The organism is Ensifer sp. 22460 (assembly GCF_052044935.1).
GTDB lineage: Bacteria > Pseudomonadota > Alphaproteobacteria > Rhizobiales > Rhizobiaceae > Ensifer.
This window is the reverse complement of sequence record NZ_JBQENZ010000001.1, coordinates 221210-246384: the sequence shown is the minus strand read 5'-3', so window position 1 is coordinate 246384 and position 25175 is coordinate 221210. Positions and strand designations below refer to the sequence as shown.

Annotated in this window: 21 protein-coding genes and 1 pseudogene; 8 read left to right on the top strand and 14 right to left on the bottom strand. The window is 64.2% G+C overall.

What is annotated here, in order from left to right:
* Window position 1 precedes the first annotated feature (1 nt).
* Window positions 2-1096 carry a hybrid-cluster NAD(P)-dependent oxidoreductase gene (locus tag ACTJKM_RS01225; RefSeq protein WP_057250745.1) on the top strand — a complete coding sequence of 365 codons (1095 nt, stop codon included), beginning with the start codon at window positions 2-4 and terminating at the stop codon, window positions 1094-1096.
* Between the two features lie 145 nt (window positions 1097-1241).
* Here the strand turns inward: ACTJKM_RS01225 and ACTJKM_RS01220 are convergent.
* Window positions 1242-2252, bottom strand: a pseudogene (locus tag ACTJKM_RS01220) (glycoside hydrolase family 25 protein); the annotation flags it as partial.
* 407 nt (window positions 2253-2659) lie between these two features.
* Between ACTJKM_RS01220 and ACTJKM_RS01215 the strand changes: the two are divergent.
* Entirely contained in the window at window positions 2660-3112 is a 453-nt protein-coding gene (locus ACTJKM_RS01215) for a BA14K family protein (RefSeq protein ID WP_110878063.1), read from the top strand.
* A 48-nt stretch (window positions 3113-3160) separates the two neighbouring features.
* On the opposite strand, the gene ACTJKM_RS01210 is transcribed toward ACTJKM_RS01215, so the two are convergent.
* On the bottom strand, window positions 3161-4150 hold the full coding sequence (locus tag ACTJKM_RS01210) for a transporter (RefSeq protein WP_110878064.1): 990 nt from the start codon (window positions 4148-4150) through the stop codon (window positions 3161-3163).
* A gap of 187 nt (window positions 4151-4337) precedes the next feature.
* Between ACTJKM_RS01210 and ACTJKM_RS01205 the strand changes: the two genes are divergently transcribed.
* The 3 genes from ACTJKM_RS01205 (at window position 4338) to mcpU (ending at window position 9331) form a co-directional block, all read left to right on the top strand.
* On the top strand, window positions 4338-6119 hold the full coding sequence (locus tag ACTJKM_RS01205; RefSeq protein WP_057250739.1) for an acyl-CoA dehydrogenase: 1782 nt from the start codon (window positions 4338-4340) through the stop codon (window positions 6117-6119).
* An 11-nt stretch (window positions 6120-6130) separates the two neighbouring features.
* Window positions 6131-6883: a crotonase/enoyl-CoA hydratase family protein gene (locus ACTJKM_RS01200; protein WP_057250737.1), complete on the top strand. Its 753-nt coding sequence runs from the start codon at window positions 6131-6133 to the stop codon at window positions 6881-6883.
* A gap of 360 nt (window positions 6884-7243) precedes the next feature.
* Complete coding sequence (gene mcpU / locus ACTJKM_RS01195) at window positions 7244-9331, top strand: methyl-accepting chemotaxis protein McpU (RefSeq protein WP_440659843.1); 2088 nt, start codon at window positions 7244-7246, stop codon at window positions 9329-9331.
* 169 nt (window positions 9332-9500) lie between these two features.
* On the opposite strand, the gene ACTJKM_RS01190 is transcribed toward mcpU, so the two are convergent.
* The 7 genes from ACTJKM_RS01190 to ACTJKM_RS01160 form a co-directional block, all read right to left on the bottom strand.
* A complete protein-coding gene (locus ACTJKM_RS01190; protein ID WP_058320398.1) occupies window positions 9501-10751 on the bottom strand; it encodes a class I SAM-dependent RNA methyltransferase in 1251 nt (416 codons plus the stop codon).
* Complete coding sequence (locus ACTJKM_RS01185) at window positions 10748-11518, bottom strand: TlyA family RNA methyltransferase (RefSeq protein WP_058320397.1); 771 nt, start codon at window positions 11516-11518, stop codon at window positions 10748-10750. The genes ACTJKM_RS01190 and ACTJKM_RS01185 overlap by 4 nt, the downstream gene beginning before the upstream one ends.
* A 283-nt stretch (window positions 11519-11801) precedes the next feature.
* Window positions 11802-13715, bottom strand: coding sequence for a 1-deoxy-D-xylulose-5-phosphate synthase (gene dxs / locus ACTJKM_RS01180; protein WP_057250732.1), 1914 nt, complete (start codon window positions 13713-13715; stop codon window positions 11802-11804).
* 244 nt (window positions 13716-13959) lie between these two features.
* Window positions 13960-14883 carry a pirin family protein gene (locus tag ACTJKM_RS01175; RefSeq protein ID WP_057250730.1) on the bottom strand — a complete coding sequence of 308 codons (924 nt, stop codon included), beginning with the start codon at window positions 14881-14883 and terminating at the stop codon, window positions 13960-13962.
* Window positions 14884-14993: 110 nt separating this feature from the next.
* On the bottom strand, window positions 14994-15245 hold the full coding sequence (locus ACTJKM_RS01170; RefSeq protein ID WP_057250728.1) for an exodeoxyribonuclease VII small subunit: 252 nt from the start codon (window positions 15243-15245) through the stop codon (window positions 14994-14996).
* 2 nt (window positions 15246-15247) lie between these two features.
* The gene (locus ACTJKM_RS01165) at window positions 15248-16177 is read right to left on the bottom strand and encodes a histone deacetylase family protein (RefSeq protein ID WP_058325476.1); all 930 of its coding nucleotides are present in this window, start codon (window positions 16175-16177) and stop codon (window positions 15248-15250) included.
* A 63-nt stretch (window positions 16178-16240) separates the two neighbouring features.
* Window positions 16241-17212 (bottom strand): zinc-dependent alcohol dehydrogenase family protein, encoded by a 972-nt coding sequence (locus ACTJKM_RS01160; RefSeq protein WP_440659842.1) that lies wholly within the window; start codon window positions 17210-17212, stop codon window positions 16241-16243.
* Window positions 17213-17228: 16 nt separating this feature from the next.
* Here ACTJKM_RS01160 and ACTJKM_RS01155 point away from each other — a divergent pair, with 16 nt between their 5' ends.
* A complete protein-coding gene (locus ACTJKM_RS01155) occupies window positions 17229-17630 on the top strand; it encodes an acyl-CoA thioesterase (RefSeq protein ID WP_057250723.1) in 402 nt (133 codons plus the stop codon).
* A gap of 56 nt (window positions 17631-17686) precedes the next feature.
* Here the strand turns inward: ACTJKM_RS01155 and ACTJKM_RS01150 are convergent, their stop codons facing one another.
* The 5 genes from ACTJKM_RS01150 to ACTJKM_RS01130 are packed head-to-tail and all read right to left on the bottom strand — an operon-like array spanning window position 17687 to window position 22231.
* On the bottom strand, window positions 17687-18868 hold the full coding sequence (locus ACTJKM_RS01150) for a thiolase family protein (protein WP_440659897.1): 1182 nt from the start codon (window positions 18866-18868) through the stop codon (window positions 17687-17689).
* Window positions 18846-20348, bottom strand: coding sequence for a class I adenylate-forming enzyme family protein (locus tag ACTJKM_RS01145; protein ID WP_440659841.1), 1503 nt, complete (start codon window positions 20346-20348; stop codon window positions 18846-18848). Before ACTJKM_RS01145 ends, ACTJKM_RS01150 begins: the two co-directional genes overlap by 23 nt.
* A 4-nt stretch (window positions 20349-20352) precedes the next feature.
* Window positions 20353-20916, bottom strand: coding sequence for a biotin transporter BioY (locus ACTJKM_RS01140; protein WP_440659840.1), 564 nt, complete (start codon window positions 20914-20916; stop codon window positions 20353-20355).
* 35 nt (window positions 20917-20951) lie between these two features.
* Window positions 20952-21557 carry an energy-coupling factor transporter transmembrane component T family protein gene (locus ACTJKM_RS01135; RefSeq protein WP_082615825.1) on the bottom strand — a complete coding sequence of 202 codons (606 nt, stop codon included), beginning with the start codon at window positions 21555-21557 and terminating at the stop codon, window positions 20952-20954.
* A complete protein-coding gene (locus ACTJKM_RS01130) occupies window positions 21551-22231 on the bottom strand; it encodes an energy-coupling factor ABC transporter ATP-binding protein (RefSeq protein ID WP_057250717.1) in 681 nt (226 codons plus the stop codon). The genes ACTJKM_RS01135 and ACTJKM_RS01130 overlap by 7 nt, the downstream gene beginning before the upstream one ends.
* Window positions 22232-22403: 172 nt before the next feature.
* Here ACTJKM_RS01130 and ACTJKM_RS01125 point away from each other — a divergent pair, with 172 nt between their 5' ends.
* The gene (locus ACTJKM_RS01125) at window positions 22404-23603 is read left to right on the top strand and encodes a winged helix-turn-helix domain-containing protein (RefSeq protein WP_440659838.1); all 1200 of its coding nucleotides are present in this window, start codon (window positions 22404-22406) and stop codon (window positions 23601-23603) included.
* A gap of 74 nt (window positions 23604-23677) precedes the next feature.
* A complete protein-coding gene (gene tldD, locus ACTJKM_RS01120) occupies window positions 23678-25093 on the top strand; it encodes a metalloprotease TldD (protein ID WP_057250713.1) in 1416 nt (471 codons plus the stop codon).
* Window positions 25094-25175: the final 82 nt, after the last annotated feature.

The following is a 25175-nucleotide window of genomic DNA, read 5'->3' as shown; positions in this document are numbered from 1 at the left end:
CATGCAGATGGCGTCCTCCTTCCATCATTTCGACGAACTGCATGTCTGGATCGACCGGCAGCAGATGCTCGAATGCACATCGGCGGTTGTCGAAACCGCCGATGTCATGACCTTCACCTTCCGTGCGGAGAAGCCCGCCTGGTTTCGTTATCTGCCCGGCCAGTTCGTCACCCTCGAATTGCCGGTCGCCGACGAACCGGTCATGCGCACCTACACCCTGTCGTCGACGCCATCGCGACCGCTGTCGATTGCCGTCACGGTGAAGGCGCAGGCCGACAGCGTCGGCACCCGCTGGATGTTCGATCACCTGAAGCCGGGCATGAAGCTCCGGGCTTTTGGACCGCTCGGAGATTTCAGCTTCGTCCGTCATCCCGGCGAAAAGTACCTGTTTATCTCCGCCGGATCCGGCATCACCCCGATGATGTCGATGACGCGCTGGATGGCCGACTGCGTGCCGGAGACCGATGTCACCTTCATCTCCTGCGCGCGCCGGCCGGACGACCTTCTGTTTCGCTCGGAGCTCGAGGTTCTGGCGACACAGATGTCCGGGCTGAACCTCGGCTTCATCGTCGAGGGGCACGAGGCGCGTCACGGCTGGCATGGCCTGCGCGGCCGCATCGACGGTGCCAAGCTACCGTTGCTCGCTCCCGACTTCCAGGAGCGCACGGTGTTCTGCTGCGGTCCGGAACCGTTCATGCGCGGTGTGCGCGAGATGCTGAAGGCAGCCGGCTTCGACATGGCCCGCTATCACGAGGAGAGCTTCCAGCCGGCGGCAGCACCTGCCGCGGAAGAGATCGCCGTGCGCGCCGGTGCCGGCGATGATGGTGAGGTTCAGGCGGCCAAGGTCGCCTTCACCATGAGCGGCAAGGAGGTCGAGGCGAAACCCGGCCAAACGATCCTGCAGACGGCACGCGCCAACGGTGTGAGGATCGGCGCTGCCTGTGAGGGCGGTATCTGCGGCACCTGCCGGGTGATGAAGGTCGCGGGCGAGGTCGAGATGAACCACAATGGCGGTATTCTCGATGACGAGATCGACGAGGGTTACATCCTCGCCTGCTGCTCGCGGCCGCTGGGAGATGTCCAGATCGAAGCCTGAAGGATCAGGGCGTGTTGCAGGGCGCAGGCTTGATTGCAACGCGCCGTAGATTGTCGGCATTGGCAACCGCGCCGATACAACCGCCCTGTGCCGCGTCATCGGCGGCGACCGCCACCTGTAGGGCGCGCTCGTGGCGAGCGAAGTCGATCGAGCCCGTCACCAGCCTGTCGACGCCGCTGCCGGCGCCGCTCGTGGCACCGGCACGGCTGACGAGCAGCGGCTCGCCAAGCGTTGCGGAGGCCCGTGCGACCGCGTGCATGCCCGTCCCCTGCTCGGCTTGAGCAACGAGGGTGAGCGGCAATGGCTTTTCAGGCAGCAAGGCACCCTGCGCCCAAATCGCTTTCAGCGCCAGCGGCGACTTTGCAGCGACATTCACGTCGATATCGTCGAGCGTCCCTGGCACGCGGTAGGGGCAACGCCGTTTGCCGCAATTGATGCCGGACGAGAACTGCCACAACGCATAGCTTTCCCAATTGCCCATCGGGAAGACCTGGCGGATATCCGGCTTGTAGCGCGCGTACCAGAGCGGCAGGCGCGACAGCAGCCGGTGCTTGGCGCGGTGCGCGGCGATATATTTGGCCGTGATGTGGTTGGTATAGAGGATCGGATAACGTCCGGTGCGGGTCTTGACGTGGCCGGCGAAAATCGCGGCATCCTCTAGCGACATGTATTTCTCCGCATCGATGCCCTCGAGATCGAGGACCATCAACTCGTCGTCGCGCGGCTCGGCGTAATCGAGGAAATGGTTCGCCTGGTCGACGGGATTGCCGGGACGGGCGAGATGGTAGGCACCCCACAGCAGCCCGTGTGTGCGGGCGATCATGCGCCGGGTCTGGTAGAGCTCACGGCTGACGGCGTATTTGCGCCACATGGTCTTGCAGTGGTTGAAGGTGTCGCCGTTGTGGTCGCCGGTGCAGGAGAAGCTCTCGGGCAGGCCATCGGAGGCCTTGGCGATGAAGCCGGAGATGCGCTTGTCCGCAAGCATCGTTTCCCAGTCGATGCTGTTCATCTCATAGGCATCGACGATGATGGCGTTGGACTTGGTCTTCCAGGGTTCCAGTTCACCGGCGCGTGCGATCGCCGCCGCGAAAGCCAGACCTAGAAAGGTCGCGAGGCGCAGAATCATCCCTGTGGTGGAGATATACCGCTTTGCCATTCTCTGAGATTGCCGACAGTATCGTTAATGTATCGTAAATCCCAGCCCCCGAGGCGGACTGTGCTGGAGCGGCGCGCGAAAGTATACCGACCTCCGGCTGTATATGAGCAATGCCTTGCATAATATTGGTGTGTCGCGTGATGCCTTCGACGCCGACAGGCGGATGAACGAATGCGCCGAAGCCGTCACTGCTGCCGATCTGCAGCTATTGATCCGCAGCAGCCGCGATGTCTGAAGATGGAACAAAACCGGTGACTTATGCGTTGCTGGCTGGTTTCGGTTTTCCCGGCTGAGGGTCATCCCCGGTTTTGCAGCGAACCGGGTGAAATCACGCAGAGGCTGAAGTTCCCGTGGTCGCCCGATTTTTTGGCACCCTGCGGAGCGTGGATTCGGTTATGGAGGTTTTGATGAAGACTTTGCTGAAGACCGGGAAGAGCCGGTGGTTTTCTGCGATTATTGCCGCGGCAGTTCTGATGACGTCCGCGGCCCCGTCGCAGGCGTTCATGCCGACGCCGCCTCGCGTCGAGCGGCAGAACGAGGCGACGAACGTTCAGTATCGCAGGCCGGGGTATGAACGCCGCGGCAACTATTACTACTACAATGGCTACCGCGGTTATAACTACCGCCGTCCGGGATACCGTTACTATAACGGTTGGTGGTACCCGATGGCCGCCTTCGGCACCGGCGTGATCATCGGCGGGGCAATCGCCCAGCCGCCGCGCTACGAGCGTCCGGCTCCCGTCTACGGCAGCCGCCATGTGCAATGGTGCGCCAACCGGTACCGGTCCTACAGGGCCTATGACAATAGTTATCAGCCCTATGGCGGCCCGCGCCAGCAGTGCTATTCGCCCTATAGCTAAGGGGTGAGCAGGGCCGGGGGCTTTCGCTGCCGGCCTTTTCTCTGACATTCAAAGAATGCCGATCCGCCTGAGGATCCACCAGGCAAAGGCCATGGAAAGTGCGATGAACAGCGCCGCATAGAGCGTGCCGGTGCCGTCGGCGAAGGGGAGCGCCCCGGTGTTCATGCCGAAGAAACCGGTCACGAGCGTCGGCGGCAGCAGGAATGCGGTCATCAGCGACAGGATGTAGAGGTGGCGGTTGGTTTCCGAGGAGATCTTGCTGTCGATTTCTTCGTGCAGCAGTCGTGCCCGTTCCTGCAAAGCGAAGACGTCGCGGTCGACCGCCTCGAGCCGGTCGGAAAGCCGCTCGGCAACGTCGATGAAACCGGGGGGCACCTCGTCTTCATCCGAGGCGGCCGCCCGCCTCAGCAAAGCCAGGATCGTGCGCAGATGCCGATGAAGCCGCACCACCGTGCGGCGGAGCGGCGCAAGGCCTGGCTGCTGGCGATGTCCGGCCGCGCCATAGACATGATCCTCGATGACGTTCAGTTCCTCGGTCAATTCCAGAACCAGCGAGATCAATGTGCGCTGGAACTCGATCACGATCATCTCGAAGAGGTCGATCGGGCGGGCACATTTCGTGCTCTTCTCCACGGCCGCCTTGACGCGGTCGATGCTGCGCAACGGATGCAGACGGGTGGTGATGATGATCCGGTCGCTGACGGCGAAATGCAGCCAGCCGATCGTCTTGGTCACGGCATCGAAGGTGCGCTCGAAGTCGACGAGCGTGCCGTGTACGATATCATCCGAAACCGTAATCGCGGCCTGCGTGTCGTGGCTGGTCAGCGCGGTGACCGCGAGTGGCGGAAGGTTGCCGATCCGCTCGATGAGGGCCGGCGTGCGTGCATCGGAGAGCGCTAGATGAACCCAGACCCATCCTTCGCCTGTCAGCAGGCTGTCGACCGAAGCGTCGGTGGCGATGCGCTGGCAGCGGCTTTCGCCTGGCAGGAAACGATAGGCCCAGACGATGCCGGGTATTTCGGGGGAAATCAGGTTCATCTGAACGCCTTGGCAAAAGCCTTATGCCTTGGCTTCTATGCGCCGTTGATGACAGTTTTGTTACAGTCGAAGCGGCGCGACGTCGTGGCAGAGTGCGGCAATTGACGTTGACGTTTACGTAAAAATCAATAGTGTTCGGCGCAACGAGGATGCGCCCTGCGCGACCTGGCTATCTGGGAGGATCATCATGTACAAGGCACCCGTCGACGAGATCGCGTTTACGCTGAAACACGTGGCAGGCATGGGCGACGCGCTGCAATCGGGTGCGCTCGGCGACCTCGGCGAAGATCTGGTCGATGCCATCCTGTCGGAAGCGGGCCGATTCGCGACGGAGGAGGTGGCGCCCCTCGGCGACGTCGGCGACCGTCAGGGCTCGCGTCTGGTCGAAGGAAAGGTCGAGACGCCGGATGGCTGGCGTGACCTCTATCACAATTGGATCGCTGGCGGCTGGAACGGGTTGACGGCTCCAGAAGAATTCGGCGGCCAGAACCTGCCGCACATGCTGCATGTCGCCGCCATGGAGATGTGGAACGCCGGCTCCATGGCCTTCGCGCTTGGTCCGACACTCACCATGGGCGCCGTCGAGGCGCTGGAAAAGCACGGCTCGGAAGCGCTGAAAGCCACCTATCTGCCGAAGATGGTTTCCGGCGAATGGACCGGCACGATGAACCTGACGGAGCCGCATGCCGGCTCCGATCTCGGCGTGCTGAAGACCCGCGCCGAGCGCCGCGACGACGGCACCTACCGCATCTTCGGCCAGAAGATCTTCATCACCTGGGGCGAACACGACTTCACCGACAACATCGTCCATCTGGTGCTCGCCCGGCTTCCCGACGCGCCGGCGGGGACGAGGGGTATTTCGCTCTTCCTGGTGCCGAAGTTCCTGGTCAAGGATGACGGTTCGCTCGGCGAACGCAACGACCTCTTCTGCCATTCGCTCGAACACAAGCTCGGCATCCACGGTTCGCCGACCTGCACGATGATCTACGGCGACGGCAAGTTCGGCGCAGAGAAGGGCGCGATCGGCTATCTGATCGGCGAGGAAAACCGCGGTCTCGCTTGCATGTTCACCATGATGAACAATGCGCGTCTCGCCGTCGGCATGCAGGGCGTCGCCATCGCAGACGCCGCCACCCAGAAGGCGATCGCCTTTGCCAAGGAACGCACCCAGGGCAAAGCGCCCGGCTGGACGGGGCAGGGCATGAGCCCGATCATCGAGCATCCCGATGTCGCCCGCACGCTTCTGACGATGAAGGCGCTGACGCAAGGGTCGCGCGCGATCTCCTATGCCTGTGCCCACGCCGTCGACATGGCGCATGCGGCTGAAGGCGAAAAAGCAAAATACTGGCAGGAGCGCTCCAGCCTGCTGACGCCGATTGCCAAGTCCTTCTCGACCGACGCCGGCGTCGACGTAGCCTCGATGGGCATCCAGGTGCATGGCGGCATGGGCTTTATCGAGGAAACCGGTGCCGCCCGCTACCTGCGGGACGCCCGCATCGCCCCGATCTACGAGGGCACCAACGGCATCCAGGCGATCGATCTCGTCACCCGCAAGCTGCCGCTCTCCGACGGCGCGCATGTGCGCGGCTTCATCGGCGAACTGCGCGAGATCGCGCAGGCCGTGCGCGCCTCGAACCGGAATGGTTTCGGCGAGACGGCGGCGCGCCTTGATGCGGCACTGGATGATCTTTCGGCTGCGACGGAGTGGCTGATCGCGGCCGTCGCCGGCGGCAAGCTCGCCGAAGCGCTCGCTGGCGCGACGGCCTATCAGCGCCTGTTCGGCCTGACGCTGAGCGGCGCCTATCTGGCGAAGGGCGGTCTGGCCGAAGTGGCTGACGGCAAGGAAGACCAGCGCATCGCACTCTGCCGCTTCACCGCCGAAAACCTCCTGGCGGAAACGACCGCCCTGAAGGATCGTGTCGTCAACGGCGCCGACAGCCTGGCCGTCGCCCGCGCCGTTCTGGCTTGAGAGGAATTGTCATGACCGACCACGTGCTCATCGAGCGGCCGGAAGCCTATCCCGGCGTCCAGGTGATCCGCTTCAACCGGCCGGAAAAGAAGAACGCCATCACCCGCGACATGTACGCGAAGATGACCAATGCGCTGACGGTTGCCTCAAGCGATCCGGCCGTGCGCGCCACCGCCTTCCTGGGCACCGATGGTTGTTTCTCCGCCGGCAACGACATGGCCGATTTTCTCGCCTTCGCCATGGGTGGCTCCATGGGCATGGAGGTGATCGAGTTCCTGAAGGCGCTGGCGACCGCAACCAAACCCATCGTCTCGGGCGTCGATGGCCTGGCGATCGGCATCGGCACGACGATCCATCTGCATTGCGACCTGACGATCTCCTCTGAACGTTCGCTGTTCAAGACGCCCTTCGTCGATCTGGCGCTGGTGCCGGAAGCCGCGTCGAGCCTGATAGCGCCGCGCATCATGGGCCATCAGCGGGCTTTCGCCTTGCTTGCGGCGGGCGAGCCGCTCGATGCCAAAGGTGCGTTGGACGCAGGGCTGATCTGGAAGATCGTCGGCCAGGACGCGGTGGAAGAAGAAACGCTGGCACTCGCCGCCCGTCTCGCCAAAAAGCCGCCGGAAGCGCTTCGCATCGCCCGCGACCTCGTCCGTGGCGACCGCAGCGACGTTCTGGCGCGCATCGACGAGGAAGCCAAGCATTTCGCGGCGCAGTTGAAGAGCGCCGAAGCGCGTGCAGCCTTCGAGGCCTTCATGCGCCGCTAAGCAGTCTCCAGGCTTTTGCGAGTGGGAGAACGGGTGCCGCAGTGCACCCGTTTTTGCTTTCGGGGGCGGTGTTCTAGCCGCCGCACGGTAAAGATCGTGATGCCGTCGGCATCGCGAACTTGCATAGATCAATTTTAATTTGTTCTTAAATAGCGATCGCTAGCGTGGGGCGCGATAGGCCTATCCTCACTTCGAGAGGCCCCAGCCGCATGAAGCATGGCTGGCTCCGCCTTCTGGCATGTTCAACGTTTTCCCGCAGGCGTCTGCGCTCCGTCCCTCCGGCGGACGAAGGATGCTGCGCGAAGATCATCGAGAGCTCATGTCCGGCGGGAGCCGCCGGCACCCCATTGGGAGCCCATCTTGTCCAAGCGATCGAACCTCATGACGCGGATCCTGGTTGCCGCGTCCTGTGTCGTCGTCGGCGCCTTTGCCGGCTTTTCCGTTTACATCGACACGCTGCAGCGTGGCACCACGACCAAGGCCGTCGAGGAGAACATTGCCTCATCCGGCACGCAGGCCGCCCAGAGCGTCGCCAAGTGGCTGAACGGCCGCGTCACGCTGACTGCGATGGTGGCCGATGCCACCGGCAACGTCGCGGACGATAGCGCCATCCAGCCGATCCTGAAGAACGACGTTCTGACCAGCGAGTTCATGTCGACCTATGTCGGCAATGAAAGCGGGAAGTTCATCACCTGGCCGGACAATCCGATGCCGGCCGGCTACGATCCGCGCCAGCGCCCCTGGTACCAGCAGGCCGTCAAGGCCGACGCCCGCGTCTTGACCGAGCCCTATGTCGACGCCTCCAGTGGCGCGCTGATCATCAGCGCCGCCGTCCCGGTCAAGCGTGATGGCAAGCTCTATGGCGTTGCGGCCAGCGACTTTTCGCTCGATACGCTGGTGGCAATGATCAAGGGCGTCGATGTCGGCGGTGAAGGCTTCGCCTTCCTCGCCAGCAAGGACGGCCAGATCCTCGTGCATCCGGATGCCAAGCTCGTCACAAAGTCGCTCACCGACGCCTTCCCGATCGACACGCCGACGATCGGCTCCGGCATCATGAACACCGAGCTCGGCGGCAAGCCGATGCTGGTGAGCTTCGTTCCGGTCCAGGGTCTGCCGTCGGTCGAATGGTATGTCGGCTTCGTCATTGATGCCGACGCCGCCTACTCGGCGATCGACCAGTTCCGCATCGCCGCCACCATCGCCACCATCCTGGCCGTCGGCGTGATGCTGGTCTTCCTTGCGACCTTCCTCAACCGTCTGGTCATCCGTCCGGTGACGGAGATGACCGGCGCGATGGAGAAGCTCGCTTCGGGCAACCACAACGTCGAAATTCCCGGCGAAGAGCGTACCGACCAGATCGGCTCGATGGCCGCGGCCGTCGCCATCTTCAAGGCGAATGCCGTCGAGCGTGCCCGTCTCGAAAGCGAAGCGGATGCGAACCGTTCGCTGTCGGAACGTGAGCGTCTGGAGCGCGAGGCGCAGAAGGTGCGGGATGCAGCTGAGATCCAGCAGGCCGTCGATGGTCTGGCGTCCGGCCTCGGCCGCCTGGCCGAAGGCGATCTCGCTTACCGGATCGACAACCCGTTCGCCGATCGCCTTGACCGTCTAAGGGCCGACTTCAACAACTCGGTCGCCAAGCTGCACGACACGCTCCGCGCTGTCGGCGCCAACGCCCGAGGCATCGATGCCGGTGCAACGGAAATCCGCTCGGCCGCCGACGATCTTGCCCGCCGCACCGAGCAGCAGGCAGCCTCGGTCGAAGAGACTGCTGCTGCTCTGGAAGAGATCACCACGACCGTCAAGGATTCCGCCCGCCGGGCCGAGGAAGTCGGCGCTCTCGTTGCCCGCACCCGTGCCGGCGCCGAGAAATCAGGCGAAGTCGTTGCGAACGCTGTCGAGGCGATGCACGCGATTGAGAAGTCTTCGGGCGAAATCTCCAACATCATCGGCGTCATCGACGACATCGCCTTCCAGACGAACCTGCTGGCGCTGAACGCCGGCGTCGAAGCGGCCCGTGCCGGCGAGGCCGGCAAGGGTTTCGCCGTCGTCGCCCAGGAAGTGCGCGAACTCGCCCAGCGTTCGGCCAATGCCGCCAAGGAGATCAAGGCGCTGATCACCACCTCGGGCAACCAGGTGCGCAACGGCGTGACGCTCGTCGGCGATACCGGCAAGGCGTTGGAGATGATCGTCGCCGAAGTCCAGGAGATCAACAAGCACGTGAGCGCGATCGTCACGGCGACGCGCGAGCAGTCGACGGGTCTTCAGGAGATCAACACGGCCGTCAACACCATGGACCAGGGCACCCAGCAGAACGCGGCGATGGTGGAAGAGCAGACGGCGGCAAGCCATGGTCTCGCCTCCGAAGCCGCTTCGCTCAATGCGCTGCTCGCCCAGTTCAACCTCGGCGAAGTGCCGACGGTAAGTGGTGGCCGTCGTCGCGCGGCTTGAGCGGAGCTCAGCGTGGCCATCGGCAGAACGCTGCAATAACAAAGCGATAAGACCACTGTCGTGAATCGGTGTCGCAAGTGCTTCAAGCCTGACATGACAAAGGCCCGGGAAACCGGGCCCTTGTCATTGGGGTGTTCTTGACGCCGTCCGCCGACTTCTCGGCCTTGTCTTATTTCTCCAGTGTCGCCACCGCCTCGACATGAGACGACCAGAGGAACTGGTCGATCGGCGTCACCGAGGTGATGCGGTAGCCGGCGGCGGTCAGGATCGAGAGGTCGCGGGCCAGCGTGACCGGATTGCAGGAAACGGCCACGATCTTCTTGACGCCGGAGCGGGCGATCTCTTGGCATTGCGCCTCGGCGCCGGCCCGCGGCGGGTCGAAGACGATCGCGTCAAAGACCTTCAACTCCTGCGCCATGACCGGGCGGCGGAAGAGGTCGCGCTTTTCGATCGTCACGGGCTTCAGCCCTTGCGTGTTGCGCGCGGCGAAATCGAGCGCCTTGAGCGCCTTGTCCTCGCCCTCGACCGCATGAACGCGCGCCTTGCGGGCGATGCGCAGTGCGAAGGTGCCGCAGCCGGCAAAGAGATCGGCGACGCGCTTGGCCTTGCCGAGATGGTCGAGCACCAGCTTCGCCATCGCTTCCTCGGCTTGCGCCGTCGCCTGGGTGAAGCTGCCTGGGGGCGGTGAAACGGAAACGCCGCCGAAATCGATCACCGGTCTCACCGGCTCGACGATGATTTCGCCATTGAGGCTGACGCGGGCGATGCCACGCTCGCCAAGCACCGCTTCGACCGTGCGGCGGCGCTCGCGGTCGTCGAGCTTCTTGATGCCATCGACAGCGAGGTCGAGGCCGGAGAGCGTTTCGAGCACGGTGATACGGAAAGGCTCGGCATTGACGGCCATCGCCGTGCCGATTCTGGCGATGGTTGCGAGCTTCGAGACGATGCCCGGGCTCGCGATCGGACATTCGGAGATCGCGACGATGTGGTGGCTTTCGGCCTGGTTGAAACCGAGAAGCAGATCCTTCTCGGTCTTGCGGGCAGTGAAGACCGCGCGCCGGCGCTGGCCCGGCTGGGCGGTAATGAGGGGGGCCACCTCGGGCTTCAGGCCTTTCGACTTCAAGGCAGCGATGACGAGATCGCGCTTGAAGCCGTGATAGAGCGTGTCCGACGCATGCTGCAGCGTGCAGCCGCCGCAGGTGCCGTTGACACCATCGGGCCCGAAATGCCGACAGTGCGGCTCGATGCGCTCGGGTGACGGTTCCCTCAGCGAGATCAGCGTGCCGTGCGACTTGTTGACCGCGAGCGCCACACTTTCGCCGGGCAGCGTGAAGGGCGCATAGATCGGCCCGTCAGGGCCTTCTGCAATACCGTCGCCCTGGGCGCCGAGCCGGTTGATGGTGACGGTCTCGGTGCTCATGGCTTCTTGCCCGCCAGCAGGAATTCGACATTGCCGTCGCCGCCGGCAATGGGCGAGGGGATGAGGCCGAGGCTCTGCCAGCCCATGTCCTCCACAAGCCAACGTTCCAGTTCGGCAGCAACGGCCGGAGCGCTGTCGGGATCCTTGAGCAGCCCCGCCTTGCTGATTGCATCGCGGCCGGCCTCGAATTGCGGCTTCACCAGCAGGATGCAGTGCGCGCCGGGAAGCGCCATCTCGAGCGCCGGGGGGAGGGCGAGCTTCAGCGAGATGAACGAGACGTCCGAGACGACGAAGGTGACTTCTCGGTTGTCGACGTCGTCCTCAGTCATCGCGCGGGCGTTGAGGCCCTCGATGCTGGTGACACGCGGGTCACCTTCGATGCGCGGATGGATCTGGCCGTGACCGACGTCGATGGCAACCACGTGCTCTGCCCCGCGCTTCAACAGCACTTCGGTGAAGCCGCCGGTCGAGGCACCGATATCGAGACAGCTTTCGCCCGAGGGATCGAGCGCGAAATGATCGAGTGCCGCGACAAGTTTCAGCGCCGCGCGGGAGACATAGTCCTGCGCCGGGTCATCAATGGTGATCGTCACGCTTTCGGCGAACATCAATGACGGCTTGGTCACTGTGCGGCCATCGACCTTGACGGTGCCGCGCTGGATCGCGTCTCGGGCGCGGGCGCGGCTGGCGACCAGTCCCGTGTTGAGCAGCAACTGATCCAGGCGCACCCTGTTTCTGTGTTCTTCATTCTGGCGTTCTTCTGACATGTGCTTCTCATGGCGACTTGCCGCCCCAATGGCAAGCCCCTCGCGCTCGGAGCGATGACCCGCTTTGGGCTTAACAGCTAGGAAACCCAAGAAATCGGGGAATACTTACCGTCCGCCGCCTGCGCCACGCTACACCAGTTGCCTCCGCCGAGTGGTTCAACCCCGCAGATCTTTGTCTCGTGGGAGCACAGCGATGGCGCAGACGGGAACTCCGACGGTATCCACAAAAAGCAAAACCCCGACCAGAGCCGGGGTTTTGCTTTTAAACGGGGCGCCGTTCGTGTCAGCCGGCAGCGCCGATGCCGATATCCTGCTTCTGGCCGAGCGCCTTGAAAACAGTAGAGACGATGCCGGCACGGTCGAGACCGGCGGCGGCATACATCGCTTCGGGCTTGGCCTGCTCCATCCAGATGTCGGGCATGACCATCGGGCGGACCTTGAGGCCGCCGTCGAGCAGGCCGTCTTCAGCGAGAAACTGCAGCACATGGCTGGCGAAGCCGCCGACGGCGCCTTCCTCGATGGTGATCAGCACCTCATGGTTACGGGCCAGCTGGCGGATGAGGTCATGGTCAAGCGGCTTGGCGAAGCGGGCGTCGGCAACGGTCGTCGAAAGGCCGGCGGCATCGAGGTCTTCTGCGGCCAGCAGACAGTCGGCAAGGCGCGTGCCGAAGGAGAGCAGCGCCACCTTCGATCCCTGCTTGACGACGCGGCCCTTGCCGATCTCGAGGATCTGGCCGCGCTCCGGCATTTCGACGCCGACGCCCTCGCCGCGCGGGTAGCGGAACGAAATCGGTCCGGCATCATAGGCGGCGGCAGTGCGCACCATGTGTTTCAATTCCGCCTCGTCGGCGGCGGCCATCACGACGAAGCCGGGGAGTGTGGCGAGATAGGTCGTGTCGAAGGAGCCTGCATGGGTCGGACCGTCGGCGCCGACGAAGCCGGCGCGGTCGATCGGGAAGCGCACGGGCAGCCCCTGGATCGCCACATCGTGCACCACCTGGTCGTAGCCACGCTGGAGGAAGGTGGAGTAAAGCGCTGCAAAGGGCTTGTAGCCTTCGGAAGCAAGACCGGCGGCAAAGGTTACGGCGTGCTGCTCGGCAATGCCGACGTCGAAGCAGCGCGACGGATGGACCTTGGCGAATTTGTCGAGACCGGTGCCGGACGGCATTGCGGCGGTGACGGCGACGATCTTGTCGTCGAAACCGGCTTCCTGCGTCAGCGCATCGGCAAAGACCGAGGTATAGGCCGGGGCATTCGGCTTGGCCTTCGCCTGGGCGCCGGTGATGACGTCGAACTTGTTGACCCCGTGATACTTGTCGGCCGCGGCTTCCGCCGGCGGATAGCCCTTGCCCTTCTGCGTCACCACATGGATCAGCACCGGACCCTTGGCATTGTCGCGCACATTGCGCAGCACCGGCAGGAGATGGTCGAAGGAGTGCCCATCGATCGGGCCGATATGGTAGAAGCCCATCTCTTCGAAGAGCGTGCCGCCGGTGACGTAGCCGCGGGCATGCTCGACAGCGCGGGTGATCGCCCGGTCGACGGTCTTGCCGAGATAGGCGGTCAGCTTCTTACCAACCTCGCGGATGCCCATATAGGTGCGGCCCGAGGCAAGGCGTGCCAGATAGGCGCTCATCGCGCCGGTCGGCGGCGCAATCGACATGTCGTTGTCGTTGAGGATGACGATCAGTCGGGCATCGAGCGCGCCGGCATTGTTGAGCGCCTCATAGGCCATGCCGGCCGAAAGCGCGCCGTCGCCGATGACGGCGATGACGTTGCGGTTCTTGCCGTCGAGATCGGCGGCGACCGCCATGCCGAGGCCGGCAGAAATCGAGGTCGAGGAGTGGGCGGCGCCGAAGGGGTCGTACTCGCTCTCGGCACGGCGGGTGAAGCCGGAAAGGCCGCCTTCCTGGCGCAGCGTCCGGATGCGGTCGCGACGGCCGGTCAGGATCTTGTGCGGATAGCACTGGTGGCCGACGTCGAAGATCAGCCGGTCATCCGGCGTGTTGAAGACCTTGTGGATGGCAATCGTCAGTTCGACAACGCCGAGGCCGGCGCCGAGATGGCCGCCGGTGCGCGACACCGCGTCGATCATTTCCGCTCGGACCTCACCGGCAAGCTGCGGCAGATCCTTGTCGTCGATCTTCTTCAGATCGTCGGGGAAAGTCACCTTGTCGAGCAAGGGAGTAGCCGGCATCGGATTGGTTGGCAGTTGTGTCACGCTGCATGCCTCATGCGCGCCGTGGGGTCAGGCGCGCGATAGTTGGTGGTACCGTCGAAGCGGCTCTTTAGACGCAATCGTTGCTGAATGCAAAATTAGGCGTTCCTGCGTCGTCAACCAAGAGACTAGCGCATGATTCTGTGAATCGAAATCGATTCAAGCGCCATGAGGCAATGTTGCGCGGTTTTATGCGCTTATGCCGTTCTACTTGCGGTCGAGATCAGCTTTCGGGCAGCGGAACAAATTCTTCCTCGTCGCCGGGCACGATGTCGAAGCGGCCGGTGCGCCACTCTTCCTTGGCCTTCTCGATGCGCTCCTTGGAGGAGGAGACGAAGTTCCACCAGATGTGGCGGGCGGAGCCAAGTGCTGCACCGCCGAAGAGCATGACGTGACAGCCCTCAGGCCCGGCGGTCACCGTGATCTCGTCGCCCGGACGGAAGACGAGCAGTTGGTTGTCGGCAAAGTGGTCGCCGGCGATGATCGCCTCTCCGGAGAGAATATAGAGCGCGCGTTCTTCCCACTGTGCGGCAAAGGGGGCGCTTTTGCCCGGAGCGATGTTGAGGTCGACATAGATGGTGTCGGTGAAGACCGAGACGGGCGACTTCGCGCCTTCGAAATTGCCGAGGACCACCCGCGCCTTGATGCCGTCATCGCTCATATGCGGCAGCATGCGCTCCTCGGTGTGGCTGAAAATCGGGTCGATTTCTTCCTTGTGGTCGGGTAGTGCCAGCCAAGTTTGCAAGCCGGAGATCGAGCGGGCGTGGCCGCGCTGGTTTTCGGGCGAGCGCTCGGAATGCACGATGCCGCGGCCGGCGGTCATCAGGTTCACGTCGCCGGGGCGGATCACCATCTCGGTGCCGAGGCTGTCGCGATGCTTGATTTCGCCGTCGAAGAGATAGGTGACGGTCGAAAGCCCGATATGCGGATGCGGGCGCACGTCGATCGCCTCGCCGGCGCGCAGCAGCGCCGGGCCCATGCGGTCGAAGAAGATGAAGGGACCGACCAGGCGCCGCTTCGCCGACGGCAGGGCGCGGCGAACCTGCAGCCCGCCGATATCGCTGGTGCGCGGAACGATCAGATGTTCGATGGCGTCACAGGCGGGTTTGTCGCCGGCGAGCGGATCGGGGCCTGGAAAGAAAGACATGGCGCGTGCTCCCGTTTCTTGCTGTCATATCAATAACTAGCGCCTGCGCGCTGAGGCGGCTAGGGACCAATCCGATACGAAGCGTTTCCGCGGAGCAATCAATCCGCTTCTCAATCGGCGTCGAGCGGCTCCACGCCCTGCGGTTTGCCGGCCCGGTCGAGGCGGATCTTTTCGATGCGGTCTTCGGCAGCCTTCAGCAGCGCCTCGCAATGCTTCTTCAGCGCTTCGCCACGCTCGTAAATCTCGATCGACTTGTCGAGGGCGACGTCGCCGCGCTCCAGCGCCGAGACGATCCGCTCCAGTTCCTCTACGGCCTGCTCGAAGGAGAGCGCGGAAACGTCCGGTTGCGTGGTGTTGTTCATGGTTACCCTCTCATCAGTCTTGAGATGTGCAGGCCGGCCGATTCGGCCAGGCCCTGAAGGTCATAGCCGCCTTCGAGCAGGCTGACCATGCGGTTGCCGGCGCTGCGGTCGGCGATCTCGTGCAGGCGTCCCGTCGCCCAGTCGAAATCCTCGGCGACGAGGTTGATCTGCGCCAGCGGATCGCGGTGATGGGCATCGAAGCCGGCGGAAATCAGGATGAAGTCCGGCCGGAAATTGGTGAGCGCCGCAAGCACGCGGCTGCGGAACGCCTCGCGGAATTGCTCGCTGCCCATGTTCGGCGACAGCGGCGCATTGACGATGTTGCCCTTGATGCCCGTCTCGTCCTTGGCGCCGGTGCCGGGGTAAAGCGGCATCTGGTGCGTCGAGCAGAAGAGCACCGACGGATCGTTCCAGAAAATGTCCTGCGTGCCGTTGCCGTGGTGCACGTCCCAGTCGACGATCGCGACGCGCTCGGCACCATGGGCCTTCTGGGCGTACCGGGCGGCAATCGCCACCGTGTTGAACAGGCAGAAGCCCATCGCCTTGTTCTTTTCGGCGTGGTGTCCCGGCGGGCGCGCCGCGATGAAGGCGTTGTCGGCCTCGCCGGAAAAGACCGCGTCGACCGCCGCAGTCGCGCCGCCGATTCCGGTCAAGGCGGCTTCGAGGCTCAAGGGGCTGGCATAGGTGTCCGCCTCGAAATGGTTGAGGCCTTCCTCCGGGATGGCGCGCTTGACGTTACGCAGGTGTTCTTCCGGGTGAACGAGCAGAACGAGATCTTCGCTCGCCTTCTTCGCCTCGATCCGTTTGAGATCGGCGAAGTTCGGATGTTCGAGCGCAAGGTTCAGCGCCTTCAGCCGGTCCGGCCGTTCGGGATGCCCCTCCGGAACCTCGTGTTCCAGAAAGACCGGATTTTCATAGAGGAACGTGGTCATGTCGCGAAACCTAGTGCTGTCACCCTGCAAGGTCCATGGCGAGGCAGTCGAAAGGCGGAATTTTCAACAGCGCGGATCGAGCAGCAGTTTGCCGTCGCGGCCCGCATCTGCCTGATGCGCAAGCGCCGCGCCGAGCTGGCTCAATGGATAGATCTCCGCGATCCGGCTGGAAAAGAGACCGGTGCGCAGGCCGTCGAAACTTCTCGCAAAAGCCGCTTCAATCGCCGGTCGCCCGGCCGAATGTACCCATGTGCGCAGCCACAGGAACGAGAAGCGGATATCCGGCCGCGACTGGATCACTGCCTGAGATACCGGCACGCCGCTCAGCGCCCCGTACTGGATGAAGGCGCCGCCGGGTTCGAGGGTGCGAAGAATGAGATCGCCGGCAAACGGACCGCCGACGGCGTCGATGATCGCGTCGAGCCGGAGTTCGGGTATGCGGCTCTCGTCGCCAAGAACGACGTGGCCGGGAACCTCGCTTGCAAGCCGCTCGGCGCTGCGTTGTCTGCGAACGATGCCAATGGCCTTCGCCCCTTCGCCGGCAAGCAGCTTCATCAGCATGCCGCCGATCGCGGACCCTGCCGCCGTGACGCCGATGCGGCGCCGGTCGAGCGCGCCGAAATGCGCGCGCAGCGCCTCGACCAGTTGCAGTGCGGTCAGCGGATTGACGTAGCAGGTGGCCGCATCGGTCTCACGGATGTCGTCGGGCAGTGTGAAACACCATTCGGCCGGTCGCAGCAGATACTCCTGCCAGAGGCCGCTGGCGCCGATCGGTACCACGCGGTCGCCGGGTTTCAGCGAAGTCACGCCGCCGCCGACGCGCGTCACCGTACCGAAGCCCTCGAAGCCCGGAACGAAGGGCAGGGTGGTGCGGGCGCTGTAGGCGCCGGTCACCGGGATGAGATCGGACGGGTTGATGGCGGCAAGCGACAGCGCTACTTCGACGTCGCCCGATCCCGGTGCGACGCGTTCCCGATCGACGACCGCAATCACTTGCCGGGGGTCGCCGAACTGTCTAACGAGGGTGGAGCGCATCGTCGGGGAGCCTCGCATGGACGGCAGGGAGCTGGAGAACGTTACGGAAATCCGTATTCCGTTTCGCGATATAGACATGCACGGCCATATGCACAATGCCGCCTATTATGCCCATGCGGAAGCAGCCCTTTCCAGTCTCTGGCGCCACCGCCCGCATGTGGTGAACGAGCCGAGCTATCTCGTGCGCCGCTCGGCCTGCGTCTATCACCGCGGCCTGCGCTACGACGAACCGGCCCGCTTCACTGTCAACGTAACAAAGATCGGCGGCAGCTCGATCAGCTTCGCCGTCAAGGTCGAGGCGCGCGGCCAACTTGTGGCGGAAGTGGAGGTCGTCTGGGTGGCGGTCGATCCGCAACGCCACACCCCACTGCCGCTGCCGACCGCGACACGGGAATGGCTGGCGGCCTATACGGTCTGAACCAAAGCAATTGCAGGAAAAGTGCGAAGCGGTTTTCCGTCCGCAATTGCGCGCGCTCAAACCGCGCGAAACAGGGCGACGATGCCCATGCCGCCGCCAACGCCCATCATCGCCAGTCCTTCGGTGCCGGCGGGCGCGGTCAACATTTGCGAGAAAAGCCGGACCGTAAGGATTGCCCCTGATGCGCCATAGGGATGGCCGAGCGCGATGGCGCCGCCATCGAGATTGACCCTTTCCTTGGCAATTTCGAGCTGGTCGAGGCTACCAAGCACCTGTGAAGCGAAGGCCTCGTTGAATTCGATGAAATCGACCTTGGCCGGATCGAGCGCGGGTTGCCGCACTTTCAGCTTCTGCATCGCCGGCACGGGGCCGAGGCCGAGAAGGTTGGGGTGGACGCCGGCCGTCGCCGCATCGACGAATTCGAGCGCGAAGGGAACGCGAAGTCGCTGGGCCTCGGCAAGGCTGGTCACCAGCACCACGGCCGCGCCATCATTGATCGGGCAGGCATTGCCGGCGGTCACCGTGCCACCCTCGACGAAGACCGGCTTCAGCCGCTGCAGTGTTTCCATCGACGCGTTCGGACGCGGGCACTCATCGCGAGACACAAAACCCGCCGCCGTCTCGATCGGCACGATCTCGCGGACGAAACGGCCGGCAAGCTCGGCTTCAACGGCGCGGCGATGGCTTTGAAGCGCAAAGGCATCCTGCCGTTCGCGAGAGATCCTACAGGCGGTCGCGACGTTTTCGGCGGCGACGCCCATGTCCGGATCGCCGATCTCGTCCGGCGCCATGCGGGCGCGCTTGACGGGCGCGAGCTCGCCGCCGCGCTCCAGCGGCGGCCTCAGACGGATATGCGCGCGGCTGGCGCTCTCGGTCCCGCCGGCCAGGTAGAAGCGGCCGGCACCCGCCTGGATCATCCGCGCCGCGAGCGTGATCGCCTCCAGCCCGGAGCCGCATTGCCGATCGACGGTCACGCCCGGCGTCGAGACCGGCAGGCCTGCTTCGAGCGCTGCGAGCCGGGCGAGATTGCCGGCGCTGTTTGCGGCATTGCCGAGAATGACGTCGTCGATATCGGTCGCTTCCAGCCCGACATCGCCGAGAATACGGGCGATCAGCGGTGCTGCCAGCTGCGAGGGTTCGATATCGCGAAGCGTGCCGTTGACCCGGCCGATTGGTGTCCGGAGCGCGGCAATGATCACCGGTGTGCGTGCCGGCTCAGTCGATGAGTTCGAGAGCATCGTTTCCATCCGCGATCCATTGCCTGAGCGTGCCCGCAGCCACCTTGCCCGACTGCGTCATTGGCATCTTCGGGCAGAGCCAGATGCGGCGCGGATGTTTGTAGCGCGGCAGATGGGCAGCGAGATGACGCTCAAGTGCGCATCGGTCAAATATGCTGCCCTCCGGCTCGATGACGGCGACGAGTTCGCTGCCGAGGTCCGGATGATCGAGCCCGAGGACGAGCGCAGCGTGAACGTCAGGGTAGGCGACAAGTGTCGCCTCCACTTCCTGCGGGTAGATGTTGTTGCCGCCCGACAGAACCATACCGCCGGCGCGCCCGAGAAGATGAAGCATACCGTCCTCGTCGACGAAGCCGATGTCGCCCACCGTCGCAAGCTCGCCAAGACGACGGAAGCCGGCGCCATCGCTTTGCCCGACATAACCGTCGGAGATGAGGGCGCTGTCAACGAAGATCGTCCCTGTTTCGCCTGTGGGCACTTCGTCCCCTTTGTCATTGCGAATGCTGAGCGCAACGCCGGGGAAGGCGCGGCCGACGGCGGTGGCCGAAGCGGTGTCATCCCTTGTTGCGACGCTGATGAAGCCCAGCTCCGAGGCGCCGTAATATTCGATGACCTCCGCCTTCGGAAAAGCGAGTGCGGCGACGGCGCGATCGCTCGCCGTCAGTTTGGCGCCGGCGACGGTGATATGTGTGACGCAGGCCTGCGGTCTGTTCGTGGCCGCTGCGCAGAGCCGCCGCAGCATCGTCGGTACCAGCACCAGGCGTTGCACTTTCTCCGTCTCGATGATGGTCAGCGCTCGCGCTGCGTCGAAATGAGCCGCCCCGATGAATTCGGCGCCGGCGCCGAGCGTTTCGGCGAGCGCGTAGAGCGTCAGCCCGTGCGCCAGCGGGCCGGGAGCAAAGGTGCGGGTGCCATGGTCGATGCCGAAAAAGCGCGCGCCGGTGGCCAGGCTCCTGCGCCACGAGCCGCGATCACGGATGATCGCTTTCGGCGCGCCGGTCGTTCCCGAGGTGAAAACGACCAGAAACGGCTCGCCGTCCTCCCCGACTGCGAGCGGTGCTCGATCTCCACCGTCCTCCTCGATGAAGGATCGCGTCTCGCCGCTTGCCGGAGCGTGAAGAGACAAGTCCGCGCCATTGGCGCTGACGATCAGATCGGGAGACAAGCGGTCGCGCATGGCCTGGCGGGTTGCGGCCGGCAGATGCGGGTCGATGAGCGCGACACAGTTACCTTGGCTGGTGGCGGCGAGAAAGGCGGCGGCGAAGAGTGGATGATTGCCGGCCTCAAGTACGATCAGGCATGCGCGGCCGCCAAGCACGCTGCGGTGCCCGGCAACCCCCGCCAAATCGTCGAATGCCGCAACGAGCTGTCCGGCGAAGCGCTTCAGCTCATCGAAAGTGAAAACCCGGCCCTCCATACGGAAGGCCGGGGCATACGGATGTTCGTCCGCGTGGCGATGGATCGCGGCGGCAAACGGCATCGGCTCAGGCGCGTGCCGGCAGCAGCGGATAGCCGGCGTAGACGGCGCGGGCTGCCAGCGTTGCGATCGCTGCCTTCAAGAGGTCGCCCGGGATGAAGGCGAGCGAACCGGTGGCGACGGTCAGGAGCGGCGTGCCGGTAACCGCCGAAACCCAGGGCATGCCGATTGCATAAAGCACGACGACGCCGCCGAGGACGGAGGCGAGGAAGAAGCCGATGAACTGGCGCGTTTCCGCCTGGCCCTCGCGCACCGCGCGCTCGGCAATCAGGCCGGTGACGAAGGTGGCGACGACCCAGCCGATGATGAAGCCGCCGGACGGGCCGGCCAACACGGCAAGACCGCCGCGACCGCCCGAGAGCACCGGCAGGCCGATGGCGACCAAAAGCAGGAACAGCAGAAAGGCGAGTGCGCCGCGCTTGGCGCCGAGAATGCACCCGGCGAGCATCACGCCCATCGACTGGGCGGTGATCGGTACCGGAATGAAGCCGAGCGTGATCGGCGGAATGAGGCCGAGCACGACGACGATCGCGGCGAAGAGGGCGATGAGGACGAGATCTCTGGTGTTCATGACGTTCGGTTCCCTGTGTATTAGATTTTTCGCATCTATTGGCGACGAAATCCGCGCGCGTCAATTGCCGCAGCGATGGTATCGGCATCTTTGAGCGTCAGGATGATCAGCGGCCCGATGATCGTCAACGGTCGGATCGGCAGGCCGCGGGCGCGGTGCGCCTCGCGGATCGCCTCGTAGCGCGCGAAGATGTCGGGCACGAAGCGCAGCACCAGCCCGAGCGCCAGGCTGACATCGGCCGCCCGCAGCCAACCCAGCCGTTCGAAAGGGGTCAAGAGTACAGTGATCTCGTCCATGAAGGCGCTGATCGTCGTCGTCGCCGTGACGGCGGCCGCAAACAGCACCAGGGCCATCAGCCTCAGCGTCAGGGTCGCGACCTCGCCGACCGGCAGCAGAAAAAGGTTGACCGCGGCCAGAAAGAAGATCGTCAGGAAGACGATGCCGACGCGCGCGATTGCCTCCTTCAGGGGGAGCCCGACGGAAAGATAGAGGCCGGCGGCAAGGACGAAGGCGATCGCCTGCAGCACCAGTGAACCGCTGAGGAAGAGGACGATGCTCAGGGCTACGAGTGCAATGAGCTTCACTCTCACCGGCAGGCGGTGCAGCAGGCTGTCGCCTTCGATGTGCAGGCTCGTCAGCATCCGGCGATCTCATGGTAGCGGCGGATCGTCTCGCGCGGGTCGCCGTCGGCCGCAAGCCGCCCCTCGTGGAAGAGCAGCAGCCGGTCGACGTTTTCGACGAGTGCAAGATCGTGGGTGATCACCACCGTATCCTCCGGCAGCCCCTCGATCGTTTCGGCGACGCGGCGTCGATTGCGCAGGTCGAGCTGGTTCGTCGGCTCATCGAGGATGAGGATTTTCGGATCGGTGACGACGACGCTTGCCATGGCGACGAGCTGCGTCTCGCCGCCCGAAAGCTCGTGCACACGCCGTCGTGCCAGATGTTCGATACCGAAGCGCGACAGCGCGCCTTGCATGCGGCGGTCGATTTCCTCGCGAGGAAGCCCGCGGTTCTTCAAGCCGAAGGCGATGTCCTCGGCAACGATGGGCATGATCAGCTGGTGCTGCGGATTCTGGAAGATAAAGCCGGCTTCGGAAAGCACGGCGCGATCGTCTTCGACCGTGTTCAGCCCGTTGACCGTCACTCGACCCGAGGAAGGCTTGACCAGGCCATTGATCAGCCGGGCGAAAGTGGTCTTGCCGGAACCGTTGAGACCGATGATACCGACGCGCTTTTCACTGAGCGCCAAGTTCAACGGGTGCAAGGCCACCCGCTCGCCGAAGCGGACCGCGCAATCGGTAAAGCGGATGTCCATTCCGTCCCTCGCTATCTTCGGCCCGCGCCGTTTTCGGGGTGCTCTATAGGCCAAGTCCGGCAACAAGGGCAATGCGGTGGCGCGGGACCGAGATGCGGGCGGAACACGGCGCATACATTTCCTCATCCTGCTCCAGTTTGAATTATGGGAATAAAAGCCTATTCTTATCGCCATGACGATTCGCCTTTCCAACAGCGACGCCCGTCGCATCTTCCTCGCCAAGCAGGGCCTTTCCGGCGCTCCGAACCGCGCGCTCGGCAAGGAGGGGCTGCTGAAGCTCATCCACGACATCGGCTTCGTGCAGGTGGACAGCATCGCCACGGTCGAGCGCGCCCATCACCAGATCCTGTTTGCTCGCAACCAGACCTATCGCCGCGAACATCTGACGGCGCTTCTGGAAGATGATCGAGACCTGTTCGAGCACTGGACGCACGACGCCTCGATCATTCCGAGCAGCTTCTTCCGCTACTGGAAGCACCGCTTCAAATGGGAAGGCGAGACGATCGTCGAGCGCTGGCAAAAATGGCGCGGCGAGGGCTTCGAGAAGGGCTGTGACGAGACCTATCAGCGCATCGCCGAGGGCGGACCGGTGCTGGCGCGCGACCTCAAGGAAGCCGAGCACGAATCCGGTGGCTGGTGGAACTGGCACCCCTCGAAGACCGCACTCGAAGTGCTCTGGCGCACCGGAAAACTGGCGATCGCGCGGCGTGAGAATTTCCAGAAGGTCTATGATCTGACCGAGCGGGTGATCCCGCCGCATCATCAGGATGGCGACGTCAGCCACCAGGAATTCATCGATTGGGCTTGCCGCAGTGCGCTCGAACGCCTGGGCTTTGCCACCCACGGCGAGATCGCCGCCTTCTGGGATCTCGTATCCCCCGACGAGGCGAAGACCTGGGTTGCCGAGCATCGCGATGAACTTTGCGAAGTGTTGATCGAGGCGATCGATGGTGGCCGCCCGCGCGCCGCCTTCGCCTTCACCGGTTTTCCGCAAGCGCTCGGCAATATTCCCGAACCGCCGGGCCGTGTCCGGGTGCTCAGCCCCTTCGACCCACTGCTGCGCGACCGCAACCGCTCGGAGCGCCTGTTCGGCTTCTTCTATCGCATCGAGATCTTCGTGCCCGAGGCCAAGCGCGAATACGGCTACTATGTCTTTCCACTGATCGAAGGTGACCGAATGATCGGCCGCATCGACATGAAGGCGGACCGCAAGCGCGGCAGCCTCGACGTGCGCAAGCTCTGGCTCGAGACGGGCGTCCGCGCGTCGGCAGGCCGCCTGGAGCGCATCGATGCGGAGCTCGAGCGTGTTGCCCGTTTTGCCGGCGTCGAAAAAGTGGAGCGCCTCGAAGGCTGGGACGCATCGCTTACGTGATATTTTCCTTGGCTTGAACCCGCGGCCTTCCTAAATGGAGGCGATAGAATTTCTCGACGCGGGAGCGCACCACCATGAACACCGATCTGATGAGCCTCTTCGATGCCGACGAGGCAACGATCCGCAAGGTTCTCTCGGAGACGCTCGCCGGCGCCGACGACGGCGAGCTCTTTCTTGAACATGCGCAAGCCGAGGTGCTGTCCTTCGACAACGGCCGTCTGAAGGGCGGCAGCTTCAACACCGACCAGGGTTTCGGTCTTCGTGCCGTCGCCGGAGAAGCGGTCGGCTACGCCCATTCAGGCGAGCTTTCGCTGTCGGCGCTTCGCCGCGCCTCGGATGCGGTGGCGCAGGTCACCCGCGGCTATGCCGGCTCCTATGCGGCCGCGCCGCAGCGCACCAACAAAAAGCTCTATGGCGACGAGAACCCGATCGGCGAGCCGAGCTTCGAGGCGAAGGTTGCCCTGCTGCAGGAGATCGACGCCTATCTGCGCGCCAAGGATCCCAAGGTTCGGCAGGTGACGGCGTCGATCGCGGCAAGCTGGCAGGTTGTCGACATCCTCCGCGCCGACGGCCACCGCGTGCATGACGTCAGGCCGATGACCCGCATCAACATCTCCGTCGTCACCGGTGACGGCGATCGCCAGGAAAGTGGTTCCTTCGGCACCGGCGGGCGTCGCGGCTTCGGCGATTTCGTCACCGAGGAAAACTGGAAGACGGGCGCCGATGAGGCGCTGCGCCAGGCGCTTGTCAATCTCGAAGCGATCGATGCGCCGGCCGGCACCATGGACGTGGTGCTTGCCTCCGGTTGGCCGGGCGTCATGCTGCACGAAGCCGTCGGCCACGGCCTCGAAGGCGATTTCAATCGCAAGAAGACGTCGGCCTTTGCCGGCCTGATGGGCGAGCAGGTCGCCGCCAAGGGTGTCACCGTCGTCGACGATGGCACCATCGAGGCGCGCCGTGGTTCGATCTCGATCGACGACGAGGGTACGCCGTCCGGCTACAACGTTCTGATTGAGGACGGCAAGCTCGTCGGCTACATGCAGGACCGGCAGAACGCCCGGCTGATGGGCATGACGCCCACCGGCAATGGCCGCCGCCAGGGCTACGCCCATGTGCCGATGCCGCGCATGACCAATACCTACATGCTGTCAGGCGAGAGGACGCCGGAGGAAATCATCGCCTCGGTCAAGAAGGGCATCTATGCCGTTTCCTTCGGCGGCGGCCAGGTGGACATCACCTCCGGCAAGTTCGTCTTCGGCTGCACCGAGGCCTACCTGATCGAGAACGGCAAGATCGGCGCGCCCGTGAAAGGCGCCATGCTGATCGGCAACGGTCCGGACGCGATGAAGCGCGTGACCATGGTCGGTAACGACACCAAGCTCGACACCGGCATCGGCAATTGCGGCAAGGCCGGCCAGTGGGTGCCAGTCGGCGTCGGCCAGCCGCATCTGCGCATGGATCAAATCACGGTCGGCGGCACGCAGGCGTAAGATTGCATGGCGGTCTTCAAGCTGTCATTTCCGTCGCCGGAGACCGCCACGCCAAGCCACGAACTCAGGTTCAACGGGGATG

What these genes read in the sequence shown, in the direction of transcription:
- ACTJKM_RS01225 (WP_057250745.1), top strand. Translation starts at nt 2, where the DNA reads ATGCAGATGGCGTCCTCCTTCCATCATTTCGACGAACTGCATGTCTGG.
- ACTJKM_RS01215 (WP_110878063.1), top strand. Translation starts at nt 2,660, where the DNA reads ATGAAGACTTTGCTGAAGACCGGGAAGAGCCGGTGGTTTTCTGCGATT.
- ACTJKM_RS01210 (WP_110878064.1), bottom strand. Translation starts at nt 4,150, where the DNA reads ATGAACCTGATTTCCCCCGAAATACCCGGCATCGTCTGGGCCTATCGT.
- ACTJKM_RS01205 (WP_057250739.1), top strand. Translation starts at nt 4,338, where the DNA reads ATGTACAAGGCACCCGTCGACGAGATCGCGTTTACGCTGAAACACGTG.
- ACTJKM_RS01200 (WP_057250737.1), top strand. Translation starts at nt 6,131, where the DNA reads ATGACCGACCACGTGCTCATCGAGCGGCCGGAAGCCTATCCCGGCGTC.
- ACTJKM_RS01190 (WP_058320398.1), bottom strand. Translation starts at nt 10,751, where the DNA reads ATGAGCACCGAGACCGTCACCATCAACCGGCTCGGCGCCCAGGGCGAC.
- ACTJKM_RS01185 (WP_058320397.1), bottom strand. Translation starts at nt 11,518, where the DNA reads ATGTCAGAAGAACGCCAGAATGAAGAACACAGAAACAGGGTGCGCCTG.
- dxs (WP_057250732.1), bottom strand. Translation starts at nt 13,715, where the DNA reads ATGCCGGCTACTCCCTTGCTCGACAAGGTGACTTTCCCCGACGATCTG.
- ACTJKM_RS01175 (WP_057250730.1), bottom strand. Translation starts at nt 14,883, where the DNA reads ATGTCTTTCTTTCCAGGCCCCGATCCGCTCGCCGGCGACAAACCCGCC.
- ACTJKM_RS01170 (WP_057250728.1), bottom strand. Translation starts at nt 15,245, where the DNA reads ATGAACAACACCACGCAACCGGACGTTTCCGCGCTCTCCTTCGAGCAG.
- ACTJKM_RS01165 (WP_058325476.1), bottom strand. Translation starts at nt 16,177, where the DNA reads ATGACCACGTTCCTCTATGAAAATCCGGTCTTTCTGGAACACGAGGTT.
- ACTJKM_RS01160 (WP_440659842.1), bottom strand. Translation starts at nt 17,212, where the DNA reads ATGCGCTCCACCCTCGTTAGACAGTTCGGCGACCCCCGGCAAGTGATT.
- ACTJKM_RS01155 (WP_057250723.1), top strand. Translation starts at nt 17,229, where the DNA reads ATGGACGGCAGGGAGCTGGAGAACGTTACGGAAATCCGTATTCCGTTT.
- ACTJKM_RS01150 (WP_440659897.1), bottom strand. Translation starts at nt 18,868, where the DNA reads ATGCTCTCGAACTCATCGACTGAGCCGGCACGCACACCGGTGATCATT.
- ACTJKM_RS01145 (WP_440659841.1), bottom strand. Translation starts at nt 20,348, where the DNA reads ATGCCGTTTGCCGCCGCGATCCATCGCCACGCGGACGAACATCCGTAT.
- ACTJKM_RS01140 (WP_440659840.1), bottom strand. Translation starts at nt 20,916, where the DNA reads ATGAACACCAGAGATCTCGTCCTCATCGCCCTCTTCGCCGCGATCGTC.
- ACTJKM_RS01135 (WP_082615825.1), bottom strand. Translation starts at nt 21,557, where the DNA reads ATGCTGACGAGCCTGCACATCGAAGGCGACAGCCTGCTGCACCGCCTG.
- ACTJKM_RS01130 (WP_057250717.1), bottom strand. Translation starts at nt 22,231, where the DNA reads ATGGACATCCGCTTTACCGATTGCGCGGTCCGCTTCGGCGAGCGGGTG.
- ACTJKM_RS01125 (WP_440659838.1), top strand. Translation starts at nt 22,404, where the DNA reads ATGACGATTCGCCTTTCCAACAGCGACGCCCGTCGCATCTTCCTCGCC.
- tldD (WP_057250713.1), top strand. Translation starts at nt 23,678, where the DNA reads ATGAACACCGATCTGATGAGCCTCTTCGATGCCGACGAGGCAACGATC.